Origin of the sequence: Sphingomonas sp. HITSZ_GF (assembly GCF_029543155.1) — a bacterium.
Taxonomy (GTDB): Bacteria; Pseudomonadota; Alphaproteobacteria; order Sphingomonadales; family Sphingomonadaceae; genus Sphingomonas.
Genome location: NZ_JARQXA010000001.1, coordinates 288,960 through 312,417, shown reverse-complemented (window position 1 = coordinate 312,417; position 23,458 = coordinate 288,960). Strand labels below are relative to the sequence as shown.

Below are 23,458 nucleotides of genomic sequence, written 5' to 3'. Positions count from 1 at the left end.
GCCGGATTGGCCCGATTTGCCGGCGTCTCAGTGGCTCGCCGGGCAGCGCCGCATCACGAAGCTCGGATAGTCCCGCACGCGCGCCGTCATGCCGTGCAGGCTGTCCGGGGTGCCCTGGCCGACCAGCTTGATGCTGTCGCCATCGACCTTGAACACCATCGCCACGTCCGCGCTGCCGCGCGGCGCGATCGATCCGGGCGCAAGCGCGCTGTCGGTCTCCACCACGAACATCACACGCGACGAATCCTCGCGAACGATGCGCCGCACCGGAAGCTGGTTCACCGACCGCCCTTCGCTGACGAACTCGATCGAATCGCGGGAGAACTGGAGATAGGTATCGCCGCATTCGCCCAGCGTTCGCGCCCAGCGATAGCCGACGATCTCGCCTGAACCGCCGCCATAGCCTTGCCCGCAGCCGGCCAGCGCCAGGACGGCGAGCATGGGAGGAACGATGCGCATGCCCTTATAATAGGCCGCCCGGCGTTTCGCGGGGCAGAATGGCGAGAGTTAATGCAGCGCCGCCCCCAGGTGCCCCAGCTTGTCGGGGTTGCGGGTAACGTAGATGCCGGTGATCTTGCCGCCCTCGATCGCCAGCGCGGTGGTCTGAAGAACGCCGTCCGGCTCGATGCTGACGAAGCCCGGCAGACCGTTGATCATGCCGTAGCGTAAGATCCGCGACGGCTCCTTGACGAAGAAGCGGGCGAGCGAGGTGTAGAGCTTGATCATGTTGTCGATGCCGTGGATCGGGCGCAGGCCGGCATGGACCTTGCCGCCGCCATCCGACCAGGTCGCGACATCGTCGGCCAGCAGGCTGCGAAAGGCCGTCATGTCGCCGCTGCGCGACGCGGCGAAGAAGGCCGCCGCGATCTCCAGCCCCTTCTCCTTCGGCATGTCATAGCGCGGGCGGGCGGCACGAACATGGGTGCGCGCCCGGCTGGCGAGCTGGCGCGCGGCGGCCGGATCGCGGCCGATCGTCTCGCCCACCTCGTCGAAGCTCACGCCGAACACGTCATGAAGCAGAAAGGCCGCCCGCTCGAGCGGCGAGAGGCGTTCGAGCGCCATCATCAGCGGCAGCGTGACGTCCTCCACTTCATCTGCTTCCTCGACCACCGGTTCGGGCAGCCACGGGCCGACATAGGTCTCGCGCCGCGCCCGGGCGGACTTGAGCTGATCGAGGCACAGCCGCGTCACCACGCGGCGCAGGAACGCCTCGGGCTCGCGAATCTGGTCGCGATCGGTGTCGAGCCAGCGCAGGAACGCGTCCTGCACCACGTCTTCGGCGTCCGCGACCGAGCCGAGCATGCGATAGGCGATGCGCGCCAGCCGCGGACGCAGCGGATCGAAACTCGCCGCCGCGTCCGCGCCGGTCATGCTGCCGCCACCGCGGGCTTGGCCTCGTAGAAGAGGTTGAACGCCACGGCGAGGCGGTTCCAGCCATTGATCACGTTGATCGCGAGCGTGAGCTGCACTTGCTCCTCCTCGTTGAACTCGAACGCGAGTTCCTCATACAGCGCCTGCGGCGCCCGCGCCGTGGATACCAGAGTCATCGCATCGGTCCACGCCAGCGCGGCGCGCTCGCGCGGCGTGTAGCAGGGCGCTTCCTGCCACGCGCTGAGCAGATAGATGCGCTGCTCGGTCTCGCCGGCCTTGCGCGCGTCGGCAGTATGCATGTTCAGGCAGTTGGCGCAGCCGTTGATCTGCGAGGAACGGATCTTCACCAGCTCGAGCAGACCTGGCTCCAGCTTCGGGGCGACCTTGAGCGAAGCTTCGTACCACGCCTTCATCTCGGCGGGAGCGGCGGCGAACAGGTCGAGGCGGGGTGTCATCATGCATCTCCTTGGTTGGATACATGCATGACGAGATGGCCGCGCGGGATGTGACATGGGGGTGCGATTTTTCATCACCCCTACCCTCTTTTTATCGTCATCCCCGCGCTTTTTATCGTCATCCCCGCGCAGGCGGGGATCCAGAGCCAAGCAGTCCGTCGCTCCGTTACTCTGGATCCCCGCCTGCGCGGGGATGACGGAATGGAGATTACTTCCCCTGCGGCCCCGCGAACGGATCGGTCACGCCCGGCTGGGTCGGGATCGGCAGGCGCGGCAGCGGCTCCCTGGCATTGGCCGCATCGAGCAGGAATGCCGCCAGGACGATCGCCCCCTGGCGCATGTCCGCCGCCTTCAGATGATCGAAGGTGTCGAGCTGGGTGTGGTGCACCCGCGTCTCGTAGTCGAGCGGGTCCTGGATGAACTGGAAGGCGGGAATGCCCACGGCCTGCATGAATTGATGGTCAGTGCCCTCGGTCTTCTGGATCGCCACGGTCGAGGCGCCCATCGAGGCGAAGGGGGCGAGCCACTCCTTGAAGATCGGCACCACAGCCATGTTGTTCTCGGCATAGACGCCGCGGATCTTCCCAGATCCGTTGTCGAGGTTGAAATAGGCGACCAGGTCCTTGTGCCCCGGCAGCGGCGTGATCGGGAAGCGCGTCGCCCAGCTGTAGTAGAATTCGTCGGCGCTGGGCTGGTGATCCCAGGCCGGGCGCTTGGCGAGATGCTGCTCGATATAGGCGATCGAGCCGTAGAGGCTCTGTTCCTCGCCGGCCCATAGCGCGAACCGGATCGTGCGCTTCGGCTTGATCCCGCTCGCGGCGATGATCCGCGCCGCTTCCATCACCATCGCGCTGCCCGCGCCATTGTCGGCGGCGCCGTCGCCTGCCACCCAGCTGTCGAGATGCGCGCCGGCCATCACATAGCCGGCCTTGGGATCGCTGCCCTTGATATCGGCGATGACGTTATAGGCTTGCGGGTCGCTGTCGTCGAAATGGACGTTGCTGTCGATCTCCAGCGTCGGCGCCTTGCCGGTCCAGGCGAGCCGCACCAGCCGGCGATAGTCCTCTGCCGCCATCTCGACGCCGGGGACCTTGGGGGTCTCGCCGACATGGTGGAGATAGCCTTCGCCATGCACCAGCTTGCCGTCGCTGCGCGAGCGCGAGACATAGGCGGTCGCGCCTTCCTCGGCGAGGAATTTGGCGAGCTGCCCCTCGAACTTGGCGCGGGCCAGCGACTGGTCGAGCTTGCCCGGATCCCAGGTCGGTTCCTCATAAACGTCGAGCTTGGCGAGGTCCTCGTCACTCAGCCGCTGGAAATCGGGCTCCTTCGGCTCCGATCCGGTGCCCGGTGCCGAGACCAGGACGATCTTGCCGGCGAGCTTGCCCTTCCACTGGGCGAAGTCGCCCGCGCTGCGCATCGGCGCGACGATCACCGGTGCGGTCACCGGTCCGCTGGTGGCGGGCGTCCAGGCGATCGGGATCGCGGTAAGCTGCACCGGACGCGGCGCAACCATGCGCACGCTCGACTTCTCGATCCACCAGCCCCTGCCGAATTCGAAGCCTTCCTTGTGGACGTTGGTCAGCCCCCAGCCCTTGAACTTCTCCTGCGTCCAGGCCTCCGCCTCGCGCATCGCAGGCGAATTGGTCATGCGCGGGCCGATCACATCGGCGAGATATTCGGCGGTGGTCATCACCTCCGAATGGCTGGTCCCCTGATCCACGAGGATGCCGACGGTGGCGGGATCGATCGACTGCGCCGCTGCCGGCGCGATGGAAAGGAAGGCGGCGGTGGCGAGGAGGAAGGTGCGCATGGGGCTCCGGGGGAGTGAGGATGCGCGAGGCTATTGGGGGCGTATGTCTGGCGCAAGTCCGCGGCCTACAGACGGTATTCATGCGCATATACCTGTTCCCCGGCGAAAGCCGGGGCCCAGGGTTTCTCTGCCGTGTCGCTTGTGCCTCTGGGCCCCGGCTTTCGCCGGGGAACAGTTCACTCCAACCGATCAGCCCCGGCCGATCAGCCGCTGGGCGATGCGGTCAGCGACTTCGCTTTGCGGATCGCCGGTACGGGCGCTCTCGTCCCACACTTCGATCAGGCGATCGGGAATCTTCTCCACGCGCGCCATCACCTCTGCCATGTTGCCCTGCCCGAGATATTCGAGCCCGACATTGATGATCCCGCCCGCGTTGATCACGTAATCGGGCGCATAGAGGATGCCGCGATCGTGCAGGCGCTGGCCGTCCGCGCGCGTGGCAAGCTGGTTGTTCGCGCCGCCGGCGACCACGGTGGTCCTCAGCGCCGCGATCGACTGTTCGGTGAAGATCGCGCCCAGCGCATTGGGGCTGAGCACGTCGGTTTCGAGACCCAGGATCTCGGACGCATCGACCGCCTCGCCGCCCAGTTCCGCCGCCAGCGCCTTGGCGCGATCGGCATTGACGTCGGCGAGCGTGAGCTTCGCGCCGTCCTTGGCGAGCAGACGGGCAACGCCGCCGCCGACCGAGCCGACGCCCTGGATCGCGACGCGCACGCCGGCCATCGAATCGGCACCCAAGCCACGCTTCGCCGCCGCCTTCACGCCCAGATAGACGCCGCGCGCAGTGATCGGGCCGGGATCGCCGCCGGCGCCACCTTCGGCCACGGGTAGGCCCGAGACATGCTTGGTCTGGGTCGCGACGACCTTCATCCGCTCCTCGGACATGCCGACATCCTCGGCAGTCACATAGCGGCCGTCGAGCGAAGCAACGGCGCGGCCGAACGCCTCGAGCTGCGCGGTGGTCACGGTCGCGCCCGGCTGGCTTGCCAGGATCACGCCCTTGCCGCCACCGAGCGGCAGGTTCGCCATCGCATTCTTGTAGCTCATGCCGCGCGACAGGCGCAGCGCGTCGGTGATCGCGGCGCGGTGATCGGCATAGTGCCAGAAGCGCACGCCGCCGGCCGCCGGGCCGAGCTTGGTCGAATGGACTGCGATGATTGCGCTCAGCCCCGATTCGCGGTCGCTGAACAGATGGACGCCCTCATGGTCGTCGAAATCGGGGAAACCCCAGTCGGTGATCACGCGCTACATTCCTGCGGAGGTGCCGCACGTCTGTGTGCCGCGCGCGGTCACTAGGGGGAGAAATGGGGCGGATGACGGGACTTGAACCCGCGACCCTCGGTACCACAAACCGATGCTCTAACCAACTGAGCTACAACCGCCGTGAAGAAGGCGCGCTTAGCGGGGGCCGATGCGAAGCGCAAGATAGTTGCGCCAGAAATATTGGCGCTTATCCGCGTGAAATTCGCACAGCCTCGTCGGGCGTGGTCATCCCCTCCCGGACCAGCGCCCGGGCTGCGGACCCAAGATTGGGCGCGCGCAGGAAGGCGTGGCGCGCCAGGATCGCCTCGTCACCGCCGTCGTTGATCAGCCTGCGGATCGCGCCGTCCGCCACGATCGCCTCGAACACCCCGGTCATGCCGGCAAAGCCCGTACCCTCGCAGCTCTCGCAGCCGACCGGCGCGAAGACGATCGCGCCCGAATCGAAGCCGAGCAGCGCCGAGACCGACCCCTGGGCCTGCACCGGTCGCCGGCAATCCGGGCACAGCCGGCGGACCAGGCGCTGGGCGAGCACCGCGGCAACGTTGGACGCCAGGCGGAAGGGCTCCACGCGCCAGTCGCGCATCTGGCGGATCGCCGAGACACTGTCGGGCGCGTCGATCCCGGCAATGACGAGATGCCCCGCCTCCGCCGCCTCGGCCGCGGCCCCGGCAGCCTCGCGCCCCTCCAGGACATCGAGCGCGATCACGTCGGGATCCTGCTCCAGCGTGGCGCGGATCGCGGCGGCGCCGGCGAGACCTTCGATCCGTGTTGCCCCCTCCACCGGCAAGGTATCGATCGTCGCGATGTGGCGCGGCGAACCGGCGAAGTGCCGGAGCAAGGTGGCGATGCTGGTGCTGCGGCCCGATCCGGCCGGGCCGGCGACCAGCACCAGCCCCCCGCGGCGCAGCGCCGGCAGTAGCGCGTCGACCTGCTCGCGGCGCATCCCGATGGCTTCGAGGGCCCGCTCGCGCCGCTCTCCGCCATCGAGGCGGAGCACGATGCGCTCACCGCCTTCATGCACCAGCAGCGAGGCGCCCGCGGCGTCGCGGAAGCCGGCCGCCAGCGCGGCATCGGCATGATAATGGCGCGGCTCGGTGAGCTGGCCGGCGATGCGCATGCGGACCACCGTGGCGCCGGGCCCGATCTCGAGATGGATGTGCGAGGCCCGGCGGCGGCGGGCCTCGGCGATCAGCGCGTTGGCCGGCGCCTCGGCCCGGGCGCCGGAAAACAGCGGGGATTGCGGTGCTTCCGCCACGGGCGCCAGCGTTTCAGCTTCCACGTCCATTGGATCCCCTTTTGCGGATCGCCATCAGCTAGGCACGTCATGTGACACGCCGCTTGCGCTTTTGTGACGGTTTCGCGTCACGCTGGCGCCGGGCCGGGGCTTTTGGCACATAGCCGCAATGCACAGTGCCGCTTCGCCTCTCATCAATCTCGGCTCGGGGCTTCCGTCCGAACCCATCGTCGATCACATCCTGCAATGGCCCGGCGTGCAGCGCGTCCCGCACCCGAAGATCCAGATGTTCATCGCCAAGAACTTCCTGGAGCCCGAGCTGTGCGAGCTGCTGCGGATCAAGGTGGATGCCGAACGGCGCCCCTCCACGATCGCCGACGCCAATGACGATTACGCCTTCCGCACCAGCGAGACCTGCGACTTCAGTTCGCAGGATCCGGTTGTGATGGAGCTGAAGCGGCGGATGACCGCCTTTACCGGCCTCGACCCCACGCATGGCGAGCCTATGCAGGGCCAGCGCTACGACATCGGCCAGGAGTTCAAGGCGCACACCGACTATTTCGAGCCGCAGGGCCGCGACTATCAGAAATATTGCGGAGTCGCCGGTCAGCGCACCTGGACGGTGATGCTCTATCTGAACGATGTCGAGGCCGGCGGCGCGACGCGGTTCAAGGCAGTCGACAAGATCGTGCGCCCCGAAACCGGCAAGGTGCTCGCCTGGAACAACCTCCGCCCCGACGGCACGCCCAACCCCAGCACCATCCACCACGCGATGCCGGTGCGCGGCGGGATGAAGTACGTCGTCACGCAATGGTATCGCGAGAAGCCCTGGGGCTGGTGATCGCGCGCTACCGCTGATGCTCTCGCCGGGGCCCTACACGAAAAGAAAAGGGCGGCGCCGCGCGTGCGGGCCGCCCTTCCCTGTTCCGGCTGGCGATCTCAGAAGGTGGTCGAGAGCGACAGGTTCAGCGTCGTGCCGGGGCTGTAACGGTTGTAGATCACCGTGTTCGTCCCGTTCGACTGGGTTTCCTTGTACTTCCGGTTCGTGATGTTGCGCGCTTCGAACTTCACGTCGAACTGCTGGCCCGCAACCGTCACGCCCTGGCGCGCGACGAAGTCCAGGTTGAAGCCCGGATATTCGAACACATCGGGCTGGCCCGAATTCGCCAGGCCGCGGCTGGTGACGCGCTTGCTGGCATAGGAGAGGATGAAGGTCTGCTGCGAGAGCGAGGCCTTGTCCTCCAGGCCGAACTGGAAGTTGACCAGATGGTCCGACTGGCCGGTGAGCGGCGCGCCGTCGCGGAAGAAGTCGGACGCCTTGGTCGAGGCGGCGCCATAGACCGAGACCGGATCGTCGGCTTCCACCTTCAGCTTCGACTTGGTGTAGGTATAGTTGGCGATCGCGATCAGGCTGCGCTGGCCGAGCACCTGCCACTTCTTGCTGAGCTCCACTTCGCCACCGTAGAGATCGGCCTTGGGCGCGTTGGCGAAGCTGGTCACGAACGTGTCGCCCGTGATGTAGGCCTCGATCGGATTGTCGATCCGCTTGTAGAAGCCGGCCACGGTGAAGCGCTGTTCCGGCGCGATGTACCATTCGTACCGGGCCTCCAGGTTGAGCAGCTCGCTGTCCTTGAGCAGCGGGTTGCCGCGATACTGGCGGTTGGTGTCCGGATCGAAATAGAACTGGAAGATCAGCTCGCGGAACTGCGGCCGCGCGATCGTCTTGGAGGCGTTCAGGCGAACCTGCATGCCCGGCTGGAACTGCCAGGTCGCCGTGGCCGAGGGCAGCCAATAGTCATTGTCCAGGCTGGTCGCGGCGGTGCTGCCGCCGGGCGTGCTGAACACTGCGATCGGGACCACAGTTTCCTTGGCCGTCTCGTAGCGGATGCCCGCATCGAGCGAGATTTCCGAAGTGATCTGCCAGTTCTCGCGGAAATAGCCGGCATGGTTGACCAGCTCGGCATGGAAGGCCGGCGCACCTTCGTTCGTCTCGACCAGCGCGATGTTGTAATAGTCGATGATCGCCGAGCCGAGCAGCAGATCGGGGCGCAGCATGCCCACCGCGGTCGGGAAGGTGCTGGGCGCGTTGAACTGGAAGTCACGACGCGAGCTGTCACGCTTCTGGTTCAGATAGGCATAGCCGACCGAGAGGCTGAGCGCCGGATCGAGCTTCCAGGTGAAGTCGCCGCCCGCCGAGTAGAGATCCTCGTTCAGGTCCGAATAGCTGACGGTGGCGTCGCCGCTGTTGCCGTTGAGGCGATTGACGAAATAGGCGCCGTAGAGATCGGCGGCGGCGTTGGTGCGGACATATTCATAGGTGAATTCGTCCGGCGCCTTGCGCTTCGAATTGGCATAGCCGGCGCGCAGATCGAGGCTGAACTCGGGGCTCAGCTTGAACTCGCCGACCATCTGGGTGTCGATCAGCTGGCGCTCGTACCAGGCGGTGTCCTGCTGCATGAAGTCAGTCACGGTGTTGCCGTGCCGCTTGCCGATGCCGATGCGTGCGCGCTTCAGCGTGTCGTGGACATAGAGGTTGGTCCAGCGGATCTTGTTGTCGCCGAACTCGAGGCCCAGCCCGAGAAGCGCGTTGGTGACGATGCGATTGTCGGTGGAGACACGCTCGAAATTATTCTCCAGATCCGACAGATCGGAGTTCAGCGAGTTCTGCTGGATCGCGTCGCGCGTCGTCCACTTGTTCGAATAGCCGCCGGTGGCGATCAGGCCGAGGCGGACGTCGTCGCTGATATCCCAGGTGTCGCCGCCCGACAAAGTGAGCGACCAGTTCGGGCCGATATGCTTCTGCTTCTGGACGAGCGAGTTGTTGGCATTGGCCAGCTGGCCGCCGATCGCCTGGGTATCGACGGTGCCCGAGCTGATGCGCGCGCCGCTGGCGAAATAGGCCGCCAGCGCCGGGGGCAGATCGCGCGTGCCGTCGTCATAACCGGTCCAGTCCTTGCCGCCGCCCGCATAGACATAGCCGAAATGGCCCGTCGTCACGAGATTGGCACCGACGCCGCCGCTGACCGTCAGGAAGCCTTCCTTGGGCAGCGAATTGGTCGTGAGGTTGATCACGCCGCCGCCGAACTCGCCCGGATAATTGGCCGAGTAGCTCTTCTGGACGAGCGACGAGGAGACCACGTTGGTCGGGAAGAGATCGAGCGGGACGACGCGCTTCAGCGGCTCGGGGCTGGGCAGCGGCGAACCGTTGAGCAGCGCGAGCGAGTAGCGATCGCCGAGGCCGCGGACATAGACATAGCCGTTGCCGACGACCGACAGGCCGGTGACGCGGCTGAGCGCGCCGGCGATGTCGCCCTCGCCGGTGCGCGCGATGTCCGCGCTGGAAAGCACCGAGACGACCTGCGGCATGTCGCGCACGACATTGGTGCGGCGGCCGGTGACGACGATCTCGCCGGGCACCGAAACGTCGGGCGCCGCTTCCTGGGCGTCCTGGGCAGCCGGTTCGGCAGCCTGGTCCTGGGGTTCAGCAGTGGTGCCGGCGGCGGGCGCCCCGGCCGAATCCGGCGTGGTCGCCTGCGCCCAGGCGATCGACGGCGCGACGAGCGCGGAAGTAAGTAGCAACAGGCGGGCGAGCCCCATCGGCTTCGTCATGTGAAACCCCCAATTCAAATCCTGAGAGGGGCGGAGCGTCGCCGCATGGCCACGCTCCGCCCCCGGTTCAGTCAAGCAAGGCTCAGTTCGTCGGGATCGACGTGCAGCTGCGGCTCGTCGAGGTGGTCGTGTCGAACGGTGCGTAGCTCGAATTGCAGGTCCAGCCCTTGTACCAGCTGTCGTTCGCGTCCTTGACCGCGCCGATATAGGTCGTCGTGTCGAAGAACGTGTTCAGCGTCTTGGCATCGAAGGCAGTCACGGCCGTCTCGGTCGCGCCGTTGATGAACAGGCTGGTCAGCGACGGCGTATAGGCGTCGTTGTTGGCGTTCGAGCCCGAGCCGAAGGCCGTCGCGGCCTGCGCCGCGGTGTACGAACCCGAGCCGAGATACTTGGTCGCGTTGCACTGCATCACCACCGCACGGGCGAACAGCGTGGCGGGCGTGGCGCCCGAGCCGTTCAGGCGGAGGCACTCGTTGTTCGGCGAGACGATGATGCCGTTGACGAGCGAGGTGTCCGAGTTGCCGCGCAGCAGGAGCGAGCCGAGGTCGTTGGCTTCGTTGTTGCTGCTGACCTGCGACTGGACGGCGGTGAAGTTCACCACCGCGGTCTTCTGGCGCGGCAGATCGGTCTCGAGGCCGTTGCTGTCGATTTCCATCAGCGCGTCGCCCTGGCCCGGACGCTGCAGCAGCAGGACGTACTGGAAGAAGCCCTGCAGGCCGGTGTCGATGTCGAGGCTGTCGTCGTCGGCGCCGGTGGCGATATAGTGCTTGAAGCGCACGGTGCCGCCGAAGAACTCGGCGCCGTCGTCCGAGCTGTTGTGGCTCTGGATATATTCGAGCGTGGTGCCCGAGCCGACGCCTTCGGTGGTGAGCGCCTGGAGCTCCTTGTCCGCGCCGAGCACATAGCCCGAATAGCGGATCTGGACGTACTTCATGCTGCCGGCGTTATAGGTGTCGTCGGCGCCGCCGAAGATCGCCTTGTCGGCGGCACCCTCGGTGTCGCGCTCGCAGGTGCCGGCCGCGGTCGAGCCGTAGTTGCAGTCGGTGACCTTGGCGCGGCCAAGCAGCACCACGCCGCCCCACTGGCCGAACGACGCGTCGGTGTTGAGGCCGAGGATGTTGTCGCGGCTGGTGAAGACGACCGGTGCGGTGGCGGTGCCGTTGGCGGCGATCTTGTTGCCGCGGTTGACGGCGAGCCACGAGGTGCCGGTGCCGCCGAACACGATCACGCCCGGATCGATCGTCAGCGTCACGTTGGTGTCGGCGGTCAGCTGGCCGCCGGTGAGGGTGAAGCCGTTGGCCGCGGTGCAGCCCACGGTGGTGCTGGTGAGCGGCGCGCCGGCGGTCGGCGCGGTGAAGCCGCTGTCGCAGCCAACGTCGACGCGGCCGCGCATTTCATAGACCAGGCCGGCGACCTTCGGGAGCTGGACGCTCTTCGCAATGATCGACGGCAGCGTGCAGACGCGCCAGCTGCCGGTCGGGCCGGTGATCACGCCATTGTCGGTCAGGCCCTTCGGGTCGGCGATCGTCGGGCAGCCGGTGGCGGCAGTGACGAGCGTGGAGGTCGGCGTCGGCGTGGGCGTCGGGGTCGGCGCCGGCGGATTGTTGATGATGACGTTGCCGCCGGTGCCCGGCGAGGCGATGTCGTTCGCACCATCGCAAGCAGCGAGCGCGCCGCATGCCATGGTGGTCATCATAAGAAGGCTGACGCGTTTGAAGCTGGCCATAGGATCTCCGTTCCGGCGGACGCCGGGATTGCATCGAATTACGGTGCGGGATCGACTCGGCTGTTCCCCCGTCGGCCGCAAAAGCGGCGCTAGGCGGGGGTTGTTACGCGTTGGCGCGGTTTTGGAGACACTTTCGAGACTGTCACATGACGCTATTGTTACAGCGCCAGCGTACGTCCCCGAAATGGTTCACCGATCGGTGAAGATGTTGCCTGATTGCATCACGAGGCGGACATTTTCGAGCGCCGCCATGTCGGCGAGCGGATCGCCGGCGACAGCGACCAGGTCGGCGATTCGACCGGGGGCGATCGATCCGAGCCGATCCGCCATGCCAAGGATCGCAGCGTTGCCCGCGGTCGCGGTCCACAATGCATCGGCCGGCGCCATGCCCCAGCCGGCCATCAGTTCGATCTCGCGGGCATTGGCGCCGTGGGCGAATACGCCGGTGTCGCCGCCGACGCACATCGTCACGCCGGACTTGAGCGCCGCGGCATAGCTCGCCCGCTTCACCGCGATTGCCTTGGGCTCGGGCGCGGCGCCGTTCCAGCCGCCATAGCGCGTGATCGCATCGGTGGCGGCGAGCGTGGGGCAGAAGGCAGCGCCATGCGCCTTCATCAGCGCGAAGACGTCCGCCGTCGCCTCGTTGCCATGCTCGATCGTGTCGGCGCCGGCCAGGATCGCGCGACGCATCCCCTCGGGCGTGCTGGAATGAACCGCGACCTTGCGCCCGGCATCATGCGCGGCGGCGATCCCCGCCTTGAGCTCTTCCAGGCTGAAGGTCGCGCGGCTCGGCTCGCCCGGTCCCCAGCGATAATCGGCATAGAGCTTCACCCAGTCCGCACCGTGCGCGATCTGGCGGCGAACCGCGGCGACCACGCCGTCGCCGCTCACCTCTTCGGCACCCTGCGGCACGTCATAGGCATAGCCCTTGGGCCCATAGGCGCCGGTGGCGACCAGCGCGCGGCTGGCGATCAGCAGGCGCGGGCCCGGCACGATGCCCTGCTGGATCGCCGCCTTGAGTCCGGCATCGGCCTCCCCCGCCCCTTCGGTGCCGAGATCGCGCACGGTGGTGAAGCCCGCCGCCAGCGTCGCACGGGCGTGCGCGACGGCACGCGCGGTACGGAGCGCCAGCGGCTCCTTCATCACCTGATCGTTCCAGCTGGTCTCGTTGTACGGGTGGAGGAAGAGGTGGACGTGCAGGTCGATCAGCCCCGGCATCAGCGTGGTACCGGGCAGCGCCAGCGTCTCGGCGCCGGCGGGCGCAGTCACGTCCGGCCCCACCGCGACGATCTTGCCGTCGGCGACCAGCACCTTCCAGCCGGGGTGCATCGCCCGATCGGTGGCGGTGAAGACGCGGTCGGGGACGAGAAGAACCGGCGCCTTTTGCGCGAGGGCCGCACCGGGGAGCAGGCTGACGACAAGGGCGAGGAGCACGCGGAGTTTGATCATCGCACGAGAGTGGCAAAGGTCGGCACGTCGCGCCATCTCCTTATTCTCCGTCATCCCGGCGAAAGCCGGGATCTCAGGCGAAGGCGCGGGACAAGAGCCGCGCGAGGTCCCGGCTTTCGCCGGGATGACGATTAGAAGGCGGCCGTCATCGCCACGCCGCCGGCAACCAGCACCACGCCGAGCAGCTGCCGCGCGCTCAGCTTCTCGCGGAACAGCCGGTGCCCCGCCGCGGCGGCCATCGGCATCTCGATCACCCCCAGCGCGCGCACCGCAGCGGCGGGGGCAAGATGCAGCGCAAGGAACCAGCCCGAGGAAGCAAGCGCGCCGAACAGCCCTGCCCCCAGCGACTGGCGCCAGCCCTTCACCACCGCGACCAGCGCGGCGCGGTCGCGGATCGCCAGGTACAGCCCCAGTCCCGCCGCCTGCACCGCCTGGACGATCGCGACGCCCGCGACTGCCGCAAACCAGGGATGATGCGGCTCGAGGCGCAGCCCGGCATGGCGAAAGGCGTTGAGCGCGAAACCGAACAGCAGGCCGGAAAGCACGCCATAGGTGACGCCAAGCACCGGATGATGCGCGCCTTCGATCTTCTTCGGCCAGACCAAGGCGGCGAGCCCCAGCGTCGTCACCGCGACGCCCACCCAGCCCAGCAAGGAGAGATTGTCGCCGAACACCACCAGCCCGACGGTGGCGGCGAGCGGCACCGAACTCTGCTGAAGCGCGGTGCCCACGGCGAAGCCGGCATGGTGCATGGCGAGCAGCAGCGCGGCAGTGGCGATCACCTGTGCCAGCGCCCCGGTGAGCGCGGGCCACCAGAACGGCCAGCCGAACTGCGGATCGAGATGCGGGCTGAGCGCGAATGCGACTGCGGTGAACAACAGCGAGAAAGGCAGGCCGAACAGGAAGCGCACCAGCGTGGCGCCCCAGGGGCCGGTGTTCGACATCATGCCCCGCTGGAGCGCGTTGCGGCCCACCTGAAACCCGGCCGCCGCCACCGTCGCCACTGCCCAGAGCACGCGCTAACTCCCACCCACCCGTCGATTCGGCCGGCCATACCCCCTTCCGCCATCCCCGCGAAGGCGGGATTGGCGATGATTGGATGGGGTCTGGCGCAACGAGCCATCAATCCAGCTAATGGCTCATCCGAGAAATGGTGGTTTGCGCGTGGCGTGCGTGACGGGCCATCTCGCGGGGCACGCAATCAGGGACATGCCCGATGAAGCCGATCCACCTCGCCGCCCTCGCCCTCGTCACCACCGCGATCACCACTGCCGCAACGCAGCAGCAGGACGATCCGCTCACGCGTCCGATCGCGCCCGAGGCTGCCGCCAAGTGGATCGGGCCCCAGGCGCCGATCCGCGTCCATGGCAACACCTATCTGGTCGGCTTCCAGGGCATGAACGTCGCGCTGATCGACACCGGCAAGGGGCTGATCCTGATCGACGGCGCGGTGCCGCAATCGGTGCGCGACGTCGAGGCCAACCTCCGCAAGCTCGGCTTTCGCATCCAGGACGTGAAGCTGATCCTCAGCACCGAGCCGCATTTCGATCATGCCGGCGGGCTCGCCGCGCTGGCGCACGACAGCGGCGCCACCGTGCTGGCCGGCAGCTGGGCCGTGCCGGTGCTGAAGCAGGGAAAGAGCACGCCCGACGATCCCCAGGCGGCATGGCTGGAGCCCTTCCCTGCCGTTTCCCAGGTGCGGGCGGTGAAGGATGGCGCGGCGATCCGGCTGGGCAGCGTCACCGTCACCGCCCGCGCCACGCCGGGTCATACGCCGGGAAGCATGAGCTGGACCTGGCAGAGCTGCGAGGGCCGCGCCTGCAAGGCGATCGTGTTCGGATCGAGCCTCAACCCCGTCGCCGCCGACGGCTATCGCTTCACCCGCCATCCGGAAGTGGTGGCCAGTTTCCGCACCAGCCAGGCGAAGATGCGAGCGATGCCCTGCGACATCCTGTTCAGCGCGCACCCCGACAATTCGGGTGGCCCGGAGAAATATGCGCGCTTCGCCCGGGGCGTGCGGCCCAACCCCTATCTCGATCCCGGCGCCTGCCGCGCCTATGCGGACCGCTCGGCCGGCGCGCTGGCGAAGCGGCTGGCAGACGAGAAAGCGGGCAAGGCCAGATAGCTCAATCGCGCCCGTGCGCGGCGCGGAACAGTGCAGCCGACAGCAGCCAGGGCAGCGTGAAGGCGCCGATCAGCGCCGCGGTGCGCGGATCGTAGGTGAGCGCGGGGATCACGGTGGCAGCCTGCACCAGCGCCGTCGCCGCCATCGCCCAGGCCATGCCGACCGGCTGGAAGCGCGCGAGGAAGCCGCCGAGGATCGCCACCGCGATCACGCCGCCGAACAGCAGGTTGAGCGGATTGCCCGCGTCGCCGATCATGCCGACGGCGAGGTTGACCCAGACGGTGAGAAAGGCCGTGAACAGCGCCAGCGCGACGGCGGCGCGATAGGCCCCGCTGGCACGCGCGCGGATCGCCAGCTCGAAGACCAGGCCGGTGCCGCCGATCAGCAGCGCGGCAAGGACGAAGTCGGCAGGCCCCCAGCGGACCTCGTGGGTGAGCTGCATCGCGATCGCCGGCAGCATCAGCAGCCCCGCCGCCGCGCTCCATGCCGCGATCCGCAGCTTGTTGCTGGTCCCGGGTTCGTCGATCACCTGTGCCGCCATGCCTGCCTCCGTGGTTGGTGTGGGCGGTGTGCGCTTTCGCGGCAGATCGATCCAACCAGGCTTCGGAGGAATCGGCGTGCAGAGGATGTGCAGGCGCCGGTCCTTTCAGTTCCCCGGCGAAAGCCGGGGCCCAGGGTAACAAAGCGATACGGCAGAGAAACCCTGGGCCCCGGCCTGCGCCGGGGCACAGCTAGGGAGAGGCCGTCAGATCACCAGATGCGCACGCGCTTGTCCGGCGCGACATATTGCTTCTGGCTCGCGTCGATCTTCCACGCGGCATACCAGGCATCGACGTTGCGCAGCGGATTGACCGCGCGGATCTGGCCCGGCGAATGCGGGTCGCTGACCAGTTGCTGGCGCAGTGCCTCGGTGCGGAACAGCGTGCGCCACACCTGGCCCCAGCCCAGGAAGAAGCGCTGGTCGCCGGTATAGCCGTCGATCACCTTGGCCTTCTTGCCGCCGAGCGACTGGTGATAGGCGTCGAGCGAGATCAGCACGCCGCCGAGATCGCCGATATTCTCGCCCATCGAGGCGCGGCCGTTGATGTGGACACCGGGCAGCCCGTCGAAGGTATAGGCCTCATACTGTGCGCCGAGGATCGAGGCCTGGGCCTCGAACTTGGCGGCGTCCTCGGTGGTCCACCAGTCGCGCAGCACGCCATTGCCGTCGGACTTGCGGCCCTGGTCGTCGAAGCCGTGGCTGATCTCGTGCCCGATCACGCCGCCGATGCCGCCATAGTTGACCGCGTCGTCGGCCTGCGGATCGAAGAAGGGCGGCTGCAGGATCGCGGCCGGGAAGACGATCTCGTTCTTCACCGAGTTGTAATAGGCGTTCACCGTCTGCGGGGTCATGCCCCACTCGGCCTTGTCGACCTGCCCGCCCAGCCGGTTGCGGCGATAGTCCCATTCGAAACGGCCCGAGCGCTCGGCATTGCCCACCAGGTCGCCCGGTTTCACTTCAAACGCCGAATAATCGCGCCACTTGTCGGGATAGCCTATCTTGACACTGAATCCCTTGAGCTTGTCCTGAGCCTGCGCCTTGGTCGCCGGGCTCATCCAGGCGAGGTTGTTGATCCGCCCGGCGAGCGCTACGCGCAGGTTGCCGACCAGCGTGTCCATTTTCGCCTTGGAGGCCGGCGGGAAATAGAGCGCGACATAGTCGCGGCCCACACCCTCGCCGATGCCGCGCTCGACGAATGCCACGCCCCGCTTCCAGCGGTCGCGCTGCTGCGGCTGGCCGTTGAGGAACTTCGAGCGGAACTCGAACTGCGCATCGACGAAGCGCTTCGACAGCAACGGCGCGATGTCGTCGGCGGTGCGGAAGGCTTCCCAGGCCTTGAGCGTCTCGAGATCGGTGTCGGCGAAGACCTGGGCGATCGCCGGGATCGCCGTATTCTGCGCGACGATCACCCGATCGGCCTTGGTTAGGCCCGCCGCCGCCCAGAAGCCGTCCCAGCCGAAGCCCGGCGCCGCAGCCTTCAGCTCGGCGATGCCGGTCGGGTTGTAGGTCTTGTCGCGGTCGCGGCTCTGCGCGCGGGTCCAGTGCGCCTTGGCGATCCGGGCCTCCATCGCGACAACTTTCGCCGCCATCGCATCGGCATCGGCCCAGCCGGCCATGCCGAGCAGCTGCGCGACATATTGCTGATAGCGCGCGACCTGCGGAGCGAACTTGGCATCGAGATAGAGGTCACGGTCGCCCAGCCCGAGGCCGGACTGGCGCAGGTACAGCGCATAAACGTCCGGGTTCTTGGCGTCGTCGTTGACGCCGACGCCGAAAAAGCTGCCGCCGAAGCCGCCGACCGATGCGCCCATCAGCTTCGCCATATCGTCCTTGCTCGCCGCAGCCTTGATCGGCGCCAGGCGGTCGAGCAGCGGCTGGGCGTCGAGCTTTTCGGCCAGCGCCTCGTCCATGAAACCCGAGTAGAGGATCGCCGCCTTCATCCGGTCGGGATGCGCGGTGTCGCCGGCGCTATAGCCCGAAATCAGGCTACGCATGCGGGCCTCGGAAAGCTCGCGCAACACCGCGAAGGCGCCATAGGAAGAACGGTCGGCCGGGATCGTCGTGCGGTCGACCCAGGCGCCGTTGACGAAGCGGAACCAGTCGTCGCCGGGCTTCACGCGCTTGTCCATGCCGGTCAGGTCGAAGCCCCAGGCGCCGTAGCGGGTGGCGCCTGCATCGGCGACGGCGACAGGCTCGGCCGATTGCTGGCTGAAGCCGATCGCAGGCACGACGATCGCGGCCATGGCGGTGGCGAGCAGCAGAGTTTTCTTCAATTCAGGTCCCCCCAAATGGTGACGTCAGGCGCGTCTGATCAACGGTGTGTCACGGCACTCTGGCCCGCGCAATATCGTTGCGCGCCCCGGCAATATTGCCACCCCAGCCTGGAGCTATGCGCTAGCGCCCTGAAACCAAAAAGCCCGCCGGTCACGCGGGACCGACGGGCTTTTGAAATGGTGGGCGCGGTAGGGATTGAACCTACGACCCCACCCGTGTGAAGGGTGTGCTCTACCACTGAGCTACGCGCCCATTTGGCCATTCGGCCGAAACGGGAAGCGGGCCTTTAGGCGGCGCAGACCATGCTGTCCAGCCCCAAAACCCGCTTTTCCGACGCGGTTAGTTGACCGCGTCCTTCAGGCCCTTGCCTGCCTTGAACTTGGGCTGGTTCGACGCCTTGATCGTCATCGGCTCGCGCGTGCGCGGGTTGCGGCCCGTCGACGCCTTGCGCTTGCTGACCGAGAAGGTGCCAAAGCCGACCAAGCGAACCTCATCGCCCTTCTTGAGCGCAGCCTGGATCGCGTCGAACACGGCCTCAACCGCCTTGCTCGCATCGCCCTTGCCCAGACCTGAGGTATCGGCGACCTGACCGATCAGCTCTTGCTTGTTCATCTCGTGACTTTCCCCCTCATGAAGTACGCACAAATACGCGAGTCGTGCCTGCAGGCCGAGCGATCAAGTCAGCACGGCGGCGCCGCCGCTGTCAAAGCGTTTCGACCCGCTTTTCCCTCCAAATGACGAAAAGGTTACGGTAGCTGAACGGTTAGGGATGCGCCGCCATCAATGATGGACGGCGTCTCCCATGCCCGCGGCGCCCGCCGGCGGTTGCGCCGCCAGCTCGTCCGCCTCGCTCCAGTCGATCGGCGCGAGCGGCTCGGTGAGCGCCAGGCGCAACACCTCGTCGACATGCTTCACCGCCACGATCTCCAGCCCGTCCCGGATGTTCTGCGGGATCTCGGCCAGGTCCTTCTGGTTCTCCTCGGGGATCAGCACCGTCTTGATCCCGCCGCGCAGCGCGGCGAGCAGCTTCTCCTTGAGGCCGCCGATCGGCAGCACCCGCCCACGAAGAGTCACTTCGCCGGTCATCGCGATGTCCTTGCGAACCGCCACGCCGGTGAGCGTCGAGACGATCGCCGTGACCAGGCCGATGCCCGCCGACGGGCCGTCCTTGGGCACAGCGCCCTCCGGCAGGTGGACGTGGATGTCCTTGCGCTGGAGCAGGTTCGGCTTGATCCCATAGGCGGGCGAGCGCGCCTTGACGAAGCTGAACGCGGCCTCGACCGATTCCTTCATCACGTCGCCCAGCTTGCCGGTCGTCTTGATCATACCCTTGCCGGGCACGGTGACGCTCTCGATGGTCAGCAGCTCGCCGCCCACCTCGGTCCAAGCGAGGCCGGTGACCGCGCCGATCTGGTTCTCTTCCTCGCTGAGGCCGTGGCGATACTTCTGCACGCCGGCGAACTCGGAGAGGTTGTCGGGCGTGATCGTCACACTCTCGGCCTTGCCTTCCAGGATCTTGCGCAGCGCCTTGCGGGCGAGCTTGGCGATCTCGCGCTCCAGCGTACGCACGCCCGCCTCGCGGGTGTACTTCTGGATCAGCGCGCGCAGGCCCTCGTCGGTGAGGACGAACTCGCCGTCCTTCAACCCGTGCGCCTCGATCTGCTTCTCGATCAGATGGCCCTTGGCGATCTCGACCTTCTCGTCCTCGGTATAGCCTTCGAGCCGGATGATCTCCATGCGGTCGAGCAGCGGCTGGGGCAGGTTCAGCGAGTTCGCCGTGGTGACGAACATCACGTCCGAAAGATCGATGTCGATCTCCAGATAGTGGTCGTTGAACTTGTTGTTCTGCTCGGGATCGAGCACCTCGAGCAGCGCCGAGGCGGGATCGCCGCGGAAATCCTGGCCGAGCTTGTCGATCTCGTCGAGCAGGAACAGCGGGTTGCTGGTCCCGGTCTTCTTGAGGTTCGACACGATCTTGCCCGGCAGCGAGCCGATATAGGTGCGGCGGTGGCCGCGAATTTCTGCTTCATCGCGCACACCGCCAAGCGACTGACGGACAAATTCGCGCCCGGTCGCCTTGGCGATGCTCTTGCCCAGCGAGGTCTTGCCGACGCCCGGCGGGCCGACGAGGCACAGGATCGGCCCCTTCAGCTTGTTGGTGCGCGCCTGGACCGCGAGATACTCGATGATCCGGTCCTTGACCTTCTCCAGCCCATAATGGTCCGCATCGAGGATCTTCTCGGCCTCGACCAGGTCCTTCTTGAGCTTCGACTTCTTGCCCCAAGGCAGGCCCAGCAACACGTCGAGATAGTTGCGCACCACCGTCGCCTCGGCGCTCATCGGCGCCATGGTCTTGAGCTTCTTGAGTTCCGACTGGGCCTTGGTCCGCGCTTCCTTCGAGAGCTTGAGCGTGGCGATCTTCTGGGTCAGCTCGGCGATCTCGTCGCCATCGCCTTCCTCGCCCTCATTGCCCAGCTCGCGCTGGATCGCCTTGAGCTGCTCGTTGAGGTAATATTCGCGCTGCGTCTTCTCCATCTGGCGCTTCACGCGGCTGCGAATCTTCTTCTCGACCTGCAGCACGCCCAGCTCGCCCTCCATGAAGGCGAACACCATCTCGAGGCGCTTCATCGGATTGGTCTCGACCAGCAGCGACTGCTTGTCCGACACCTTCACCGCGATGTTGGCGGCAACCGCGTCGGCCAGGCGCGAGGCATCCTCGAGCTCGGCGAGCTGCACCGCAGTCTCAGCCGGCAGCTTGCGGTTGAGCTTGGCGTAATTCTCGAACTGATCGACCACCGAGCGCATCAGCGCCTGGATCTCGTTGCCTTCGACCGCTTCGTCCTCGATCGGGGTGACAGTGGCGGTCAGATAGGCGCCGCTCTCGTCCATCGTGGCGAGCGCGCCGCGCTCCTTGCCTGCGACGAGCACACGTACCGTGCCGTCAGGCAGCTTGAGCAGCTGCAGGACCTCGGCGGAAACGCCGGTGTCGTACAGGTCCTCGCGGCCGGGATCATCCTCGGCCGGATCGAGCTGCGCGACGAGGAAGATCTCCTTGTCGTCGGCCATCGCCGCTTCGAGCGCCGCAACCGACTTGTCGCGGCCGACGAACAGCGGCACGATCATGTGCGGAAAGACGACGATGTCGCGAAGGGGTAGAACGGGGTAGGACTGCTTCATGGATACTCCTGAGCCCGCACAGGGCTCCTTACCTCCATTATATGGTGGCCGCGGAGCCGGCATCAATCGGCGAACACTCTTAGGCTGTGGAGTGTTGCTTCCCATTGCGGCACGGGCAAGCATTTTTGCGCCCATCCAGGGCGTGAAAGCGCTCGAATGGGACGCGCTTGGCGAGATCCCCACCGAGCGCGGCATCATGCGCCGGACATTCAGAACCCGAGTCGAACCCTTTGTCCGCGCACGCTCGACAAGCTGGCTCGAGGGCGAAGCGCCGGCCAGTGCCCGCATGACGATCATCGAACCCGACGGCGCCTGGCGGGAGGTTCAGGGCACGCGCGAGGCGCTGCCTACGCAGCGTGCCGCGCATGAACGCGCGCAATATGGGCTGTACGGCTATCTGCTCGAGCTGCAACGCACTGACGGCATCGGCGCGGGGCCAACGGAAATCCGCCATCCCGGCCTGCCGCCCATCTCGTTCCTTCGTGACGCCAACGGGCGCCCGATCAGCGCGACCTATGTCGTTCCCGACCACGCCAGCGACGGCGTGATCGATCAACGCATCGATTTCGAAGGCGAAGTGGCCGATCAGGGCATAACATGGCCGAAACGGATCACGCTCCGGCTTGCCAAAGGAGCGCCGGGCCAGTTCAACTTCCGCAACACCATCGACAATTTCACCGTCATCCGCGCCTGAAGGAGGCTCCCATCCGCACCCATCTGCTTCTCGCCGCATCGGCCCTGTCGCTCGCCGCGCTGCCTGCCGCCGCGCAGACGATCAAGCCCGGCGAGCCGGCGATCACCGCCACCACGCAGGAATCGGGAGGCCCGATCGCCCCCGAGCGCGCGGCGCTGCATCTGGACCATGCCGATCTCGCGATCGAGGTATTCCCCGACAAGCAGCGCATCGAAGGCACCGGCACGCTGACCATCACCAGCGCCATCGCCCAGAAGACCTTGCAGATCGATCTCGACAAGAACCTGCCGATCAGCGCGGTCAGCGTCGACGGCAAGGCACTGACCGCGAAGGACTGGTCCAATCCCGAAGGCCGGCTAACCGTCACCCTGCCCCGCCCGATCAAGGCCGGCGGCAAGGCGGTGGTGAAGATCGTCTATGGCGGCACGCCGCACGTCGCGGTGCGAGCGCCCTGGGATGACGGCATGGTCTGGGCCAAGACGCCGGGGCCGGACCGGCTGCCCTGGATCGCCTCGACGGCCGAAGGCTATGGCTGCGACCTGTTCTGGCCCTGCCTCGACTTCCCGAAGGGCGAGCCCGACAGCGTCGACCTGCACATCACCGTGCCCAAGGGGCTGAAGGCGGCCGGCAACGGCAAGCTGATCAGCACGCAGGAACTGCCCGATGGCCGCTCGGTGTGGAACTGGTCGGCGCGCAGCCCCAATCCCTATTCGGTGACGCTCCAGATCGCGCCCTACAAGCTGATCCAGGCGGACTATAAGAGCCGCTTCGGCAACACGATCCCGATGCAATATTGGTATCTGCCCGGCCGCGACGACAAGGCGAAGAAGCTGTTCGCCGAATTCGCGCCGACGCTCGATTTCTACGAGAGCGTGATCGGGCCCTATCCCTGGGGCGATGAGAAGGTGGGCGTCGCCGAGACGCCGCATCTCGGCATGGAGCACCAGACGATCAACGCGTATGGCAACAACTACAAGCAATACCCGTCGGGCTTCGACGAGATCTTCCAGCACGAGCTGGGCCATGAGTGGTTCGGCAACCAGCTCTCGGCCGGCAACTGGGACGATTACTGGCTGCACGAGGGCTTCGCCCAGTACATGCAGCCGCTCTACGGCCGCTGGCGCGAGGGCGAGGCGCGCTATGCGATCATGATGGAGGATTTCCGCCTTTCGATCACCAACCATGCGCCGATCGTCTCCGGGCAGATCCGCACCGAGGAGCAGGTCTATGAGGAGGAAAATGGCGGACCCGGCCAGGACATCTACGTCAAGGGCGCCTGGATTCTCCACACGCTGCGCAACCTGATCGGCGACGCCAAGTTCTTCGATGCCACCCGCCTGCTCGTCTATGGCCGCGCCGATCCCAAGCCGGGCAACTTCATGCCGCGCTTCGCGAGCACGCCCGATTTCATCAAGGACGTGAACCAGGTGACGGGCAAGGACCTGCAATGGTTCTTCGACGTCTATCTCTATCAGGCGAAGCTGCCCGAGCTGGTTCAGGAGCGCCAGGGCGACACGCTGACGCTGCGCTGGCGGGTGGAGAACGACAAGCCCTTCCCGCTGCCGGTCGAGGTCTCGGTCGACGGCAAGGTGAAGACGGTGGAGATGCCGGGCGGCACCGCCACGCTGACGGTGCCTGCGGGCGCGCACGTGATCGTCGATCCCGATGCGCGCATCCTCAAATATTCAGCCGCCGTCGAAGCCTATCAGCGCTACGCCTATCGGAGGTGA

At 66.7% G+C, this 23,458-nt stretch carries 18 protein-coding genes and 2 tRNA genes; 4 read left to right on the top strand and 16 right to left on the bottom strand.

Annotation, left to right across the window (positions count from 1 at the left end):
- Positions 1-27: 27 nt before the first annotated feature.
- The 7 genes from P6144_RS01525 to P6144_RS01495 all read right to left on the bottom strand — a co-directional run bounded on the left by P6144_RS01525 (position 28) and on the right by P6144_RS01495 (position 6,184).
- On the bottom strand, positions 28-459 hold the full coding sequence (locus tag P6144_RS01525; protein WP_277765958.1) for a hypothetical protein: 432 nt from the start codon (positions 457-459) through the stop codon (positions 28-30).
- 48 nt (positions 460-507) lie between these two features.
- Positions 508-1,371, bottom strand: a complete 864-nt coding sequence (locus P6144_RS01520; RefSeq protein WP_277765957.1) for a sigma-70 family RNA polymerase sigma factor — start codon at positions 1,369-1,371, stop codon at positions 508-510.
- On the bottom strand, positions 1,368-1,826 hold the full coding sequence (locus tag P6144_RS01515; RefSeq protein WP_277766747.1) for a carboxymuconolactone decarboxylase family protein: 459 nt from the start codon (positions 1,824-1,826) through the stop codon (positions 1,368-1,370). The genes P6144_RS01520 and P6144_RS01515 overlap by 4 nt, the downstream gene beginning before the upstream one ends.
- Before the next feature lie 208 nt (positions 1,827-2,034).
- A complete protein-coding gene (locus P6144_RS01510; protein ID WP_277765956.1) occupies positions 2,035-3,636 on the bottom strand; it encodes a M20/M25/M40 family metallo-hydrolase in 1,602 nt (533 codons plus the stop codon).
- Positions 3,637-3,825: 189 nt separating this feature from the next.
- Positions 3,826-4,878: a Glu/Leu/Phe/Val dehydrogenase dimerization domain-containing protein gene (locus tag P6144_RS01505; RefSeq protein WP_277765955.1), complete on the bottom strand. Its 1,053-nt coding sequence runs from the start codon at positions 4,876-4,878 to the stop codon at positions 3,826-3,828.
- Positions 4,879-4,941: 63 nt separating this feature from the next.
- A tRNA-His gene (locus P6144_RS01500) sits at positions 4,942-5,018 on the bottom strand.
- Positions 5,019-5,086: 68 nt separating this feature from the next.
- Positions 5,087-6,184 (bottom strand): ATPase, T2SS/T4P/T4SS family, encoded by a 1,098-nt coding sequence (locus P6144_RS01495; RefSeq protein WP_277765954.1) that lies wholly within the window; start codon positions 6,182-6,184, stop codon positions 5,087-5,089.
- Between the two features lie 118 nt (positions 6,185-6,302).
- On the opposite strand from P6144_RS01495, the gene P6144_RS01490 reads away from it, so the two are divergent.
- The gene (locus tag P6144_RS01490) at positions 6,303-6,974 is read left to right on the top strand and encodes a 2OG-Fe(II) oxygenase (protein ID WP_277765953.1); all 672 of its coding nucleotides are present in this window, start codon (positions 6,303-6,305) and stop codon (positions 6,972-6,974) included.
- Between the two features lie 98 nt (positions 6,975-7,072).
- Here P6144_RS01490 and P6144_RS01485 read toward each other — a convergent pair whose 3' ends face one another.
- From P6144_RS01485 to P6144_RS01470, 4 genes are all read right to left on the bottom strand, one after another.
- Positions 7,073-9,742, bottom strand: a complete 2,670-nt coding sequence (locus tag P6144_RS01485; protein WP_277765952.1) for a TonB-dependent receptor — start codon at positions 9,740-9,742, stop codon at positions 7,073-7,075.
- Positions 9,743-9,824: 82 nt separating this feature from the next.
- Positions 9,825-11,468 carry a hypothetical protein gene (locus P6144_RS01480; protein WP_277765951.1) on the bottom strand — a complete coding sequence of 548 codons (1,644 nt, stop codon included), beginning with the start codon at positions 11,466-11,468 and terminating at the stop codon, positions 9,825-9,827.
- A gap of 189 nt (positions 11,469-11,657) precedes the next feature.
- Positions 11,658-12,917 carry an amidohydrolase family protein gene (locus P6144_RS01475; protein ID WP_277765950.1) on the bottom strand — a complete coding sequence of 420 codons (1,260 nt, stop codon included), beginning with the start codon at positions 12,915-12,917 and terminating at the stop codon, positions 11,658-11,660.
- Positions 12,918-13,048: 131 nt separating this feature from the next.
- Positions 13,049-13,933, bottom strand: a complete 885-nt coding sequence (locus tag P6144_RS01470) for a DMT family transporter (RefSeq protein WP_277765949.1) — start codon at positions 13,931-13,933, stop codon at positions 13,049-13,051.
- A 200-nt stretch (positions 13,934-14,133) separates the two neighbouring features.
- Between P6144_RS01470 and bla the strand changes: the two genes are divergently transcribed.
- Positions 14,134-15,042 carry a subclass B3 metallo-beta-lactamase gene (gene bla, locus P6144_RS01465; RefSeq protein WP_277765948.1) on the top strand — a complete coding sequence of 303 codons (909 nt, stop codon included), beginning with the start codon at positions 14,134-14,136 and terminating at the stop codon, positions 15,040-15,042.
- Between the two features lies 1 nt (position 15,043).
- Here the strand turns inward: bla and P6144_RS01460 are convergent, their stop codons facing one another.
- The 5 genes from P6144_RS01460 to lon all read right to left on the bottom strand — a co-directional run bounded on the left by P6144_RS01460 (position 15,044) and on the right by lon (position 21,034).
- Positions 15,044-15,583 carry a hypothetical protein gene (locus tag P6144_RS01460; protein WP_277765947.1) on the bottom strand — a complete coding sequence of 180 codons (540 nt, stop codon included), beginning with the start codon at positions 15,581-15,583 and terminating at the stop codon, positions 15,044-15,046.
- 209 nt (positions 15,584-15,792) lie between these two features.
- Positions 15,793-17,856 (bottom strand): M13-type metalloendopeptidase, encoded by a 2,064-nt coding sequence (locus P6144_RS01455; RefSeq protein WP_347274982.1) that lies wholly within the window; start codon positions 17,854-17,856, stop codon positions 15,793-15,795.
- Positions 17,857-18,034: 178 nt separating this feature from the next.
- A tRNA-Val gene (locus tag P6144_RS01450) sits at positions 18,035-18,109 on the bottom strand.
- Between the two features lie 87 nt (positions 18,110-18,196).
- Positions 18,197-18,469: an HU family DNA-binding protein gene (locus P6144_RS01445; RefSeq protein WP_086129015.1), complete on the bottom strand. Its 273-nt coding sequence runs from the start codon at positions 18,467-18,469 to the stop codon at positions 18,197-18,199.
- Positions 18,470-18,637: 168 nt separating this feature from the next.
- Positions 18,638-21,034, bottom strand: coding sequence for an endopeptidase La (gene lon / locus P6144_RS01440; RefSeq protein WP_277765946.1), 2,397 nt, complete (start codon positions 21,032-21,034; stop codon positions 18,638-18,640).
- Between the two features lie 142 nt (positions 21,035-21,176).
- Between lon and P6144_RS01435 the strand changes: the two genes are divergently transcribed.
- Together P6144_RS01435 and P6144_RS01430 are read left to right on the top strand one after the other, a co-directional pair.
- Complete coding sequence (locus P6144_RS01435; RefSeq protein ID WP_277765945.1) at positions 21,177-21,728, top strand: hypothetical protein; 552 nt, start codon at positions 21,177-21,179, stop codon at positions 21,726-21,728.
- On the top strand, positions 21,632-23,458 hold the full coding sequence (locus tag P6144_RS01430) for a M1 family metallopeptidase (RefSeq protein ID WP_277765944.1): 1,827 nt from the start codon (positions 21,632-21,634) through the stop codon (positions 23,456-23,458). Before P6144_RS01435 ends, P6144_RS01430 begins: the two co-directional genes overlap by 97 nt.

Coding starts and splice junctions, on each gene's coding strand:
- P6144_RS01430 (WP_277765944.1), top strand. CDS start 21,632: ATGGCCGAAACGGATCACGCTCCGGCTTGCCAAAGGAGCGCCGGGCCA.
- P6144_RS01480 (WP_277765951.1), bottom strand. CDS start 11,468: ATGGCCAGCTTCAAACGCGTCAGCCTTCTTATGATGACCACCATGGCA.
- P6144_RS01460 (WP_277765947.1), bottom strand. CDS start 15,583: ATGGCGGCACAGGTGATCGACGAACCCGGGACCAGCAACAAGCTGCGG.
- P6144_RS01495 (WP_277765954.1), bottom strand. CDS start 6,184: ATGGACGTGGAAGCTGAAACGCTGGCGCCCGTGGCGGAAGCACCGCAA.
- P6144_RS01485 (WP_277765952.1), bottom strand. CDS start 9,742: ATGACGAAGCCGATGGGGCTCGCCCGCCTGTTGCTACTTACTTCCGCG.
- lon (WP_277765946.1), bottom strand. CDS start 21,034: ATGAAGCAGTCCTACCCCGTTCTACCCCTTCGCGACATCGTCGTCTTT.
- P6144_RS01445 (WP_086129015.1), bottom strand. CDS start 18,469: ATGAACAAGCAAGAGCTGATCGGTCAGGTCGCCGATACCTCAGGTCTG.
- P6144_RS01525 (WP_277765958.1), bottom strand. CDS start 459: ATGCGCATCGTTCCTCCCATGCTCGCCGTCCTGGCGCTGGCCGGCTGC.
- bla (WP_277765948.1), top strand. CDS start 14,134: ATGAAGCCGATCCACCTCGCCGCCCTCGCCCTCGTCACCACCGCGATC.
- P6144_RS01510 (WP_277765956.1), bottom strand. CDS start 3,636: ATGCGCACCTTCCTCCTCGCCACCGCCGCCTTCCTTTCCATCGCGCCG.
- P6144_RS01520 (WP_277765957.1), bottom strand. CDS start 1,371: ATGACCGGCGCGGACGCGGCGGCGAGTTTCGATCCGCTGCGTCCGCGG.
- P6144_RS01475 (WP_277765950.1), bottom strand. CDS start 12,917: ATGATCAAACTCCGCGTGCTCCTCGCCCTTGTCGTCAGCCTGCTCCCC.
- P6144_RS01490 (WP_277765953.1), top strand. CDS start 6,303: ATGCACAGTGCCGCTTCGCCTCTCATCAATCTCGGCTCGGGGCTTCCG.
- P6144_RS01515 (WP_277766747.1), bottom strand. CDS start 1,826: ATGACACCCCGCCTCGACCTGTTCGCCGCCGCTCCCGCCGAGATGAAG.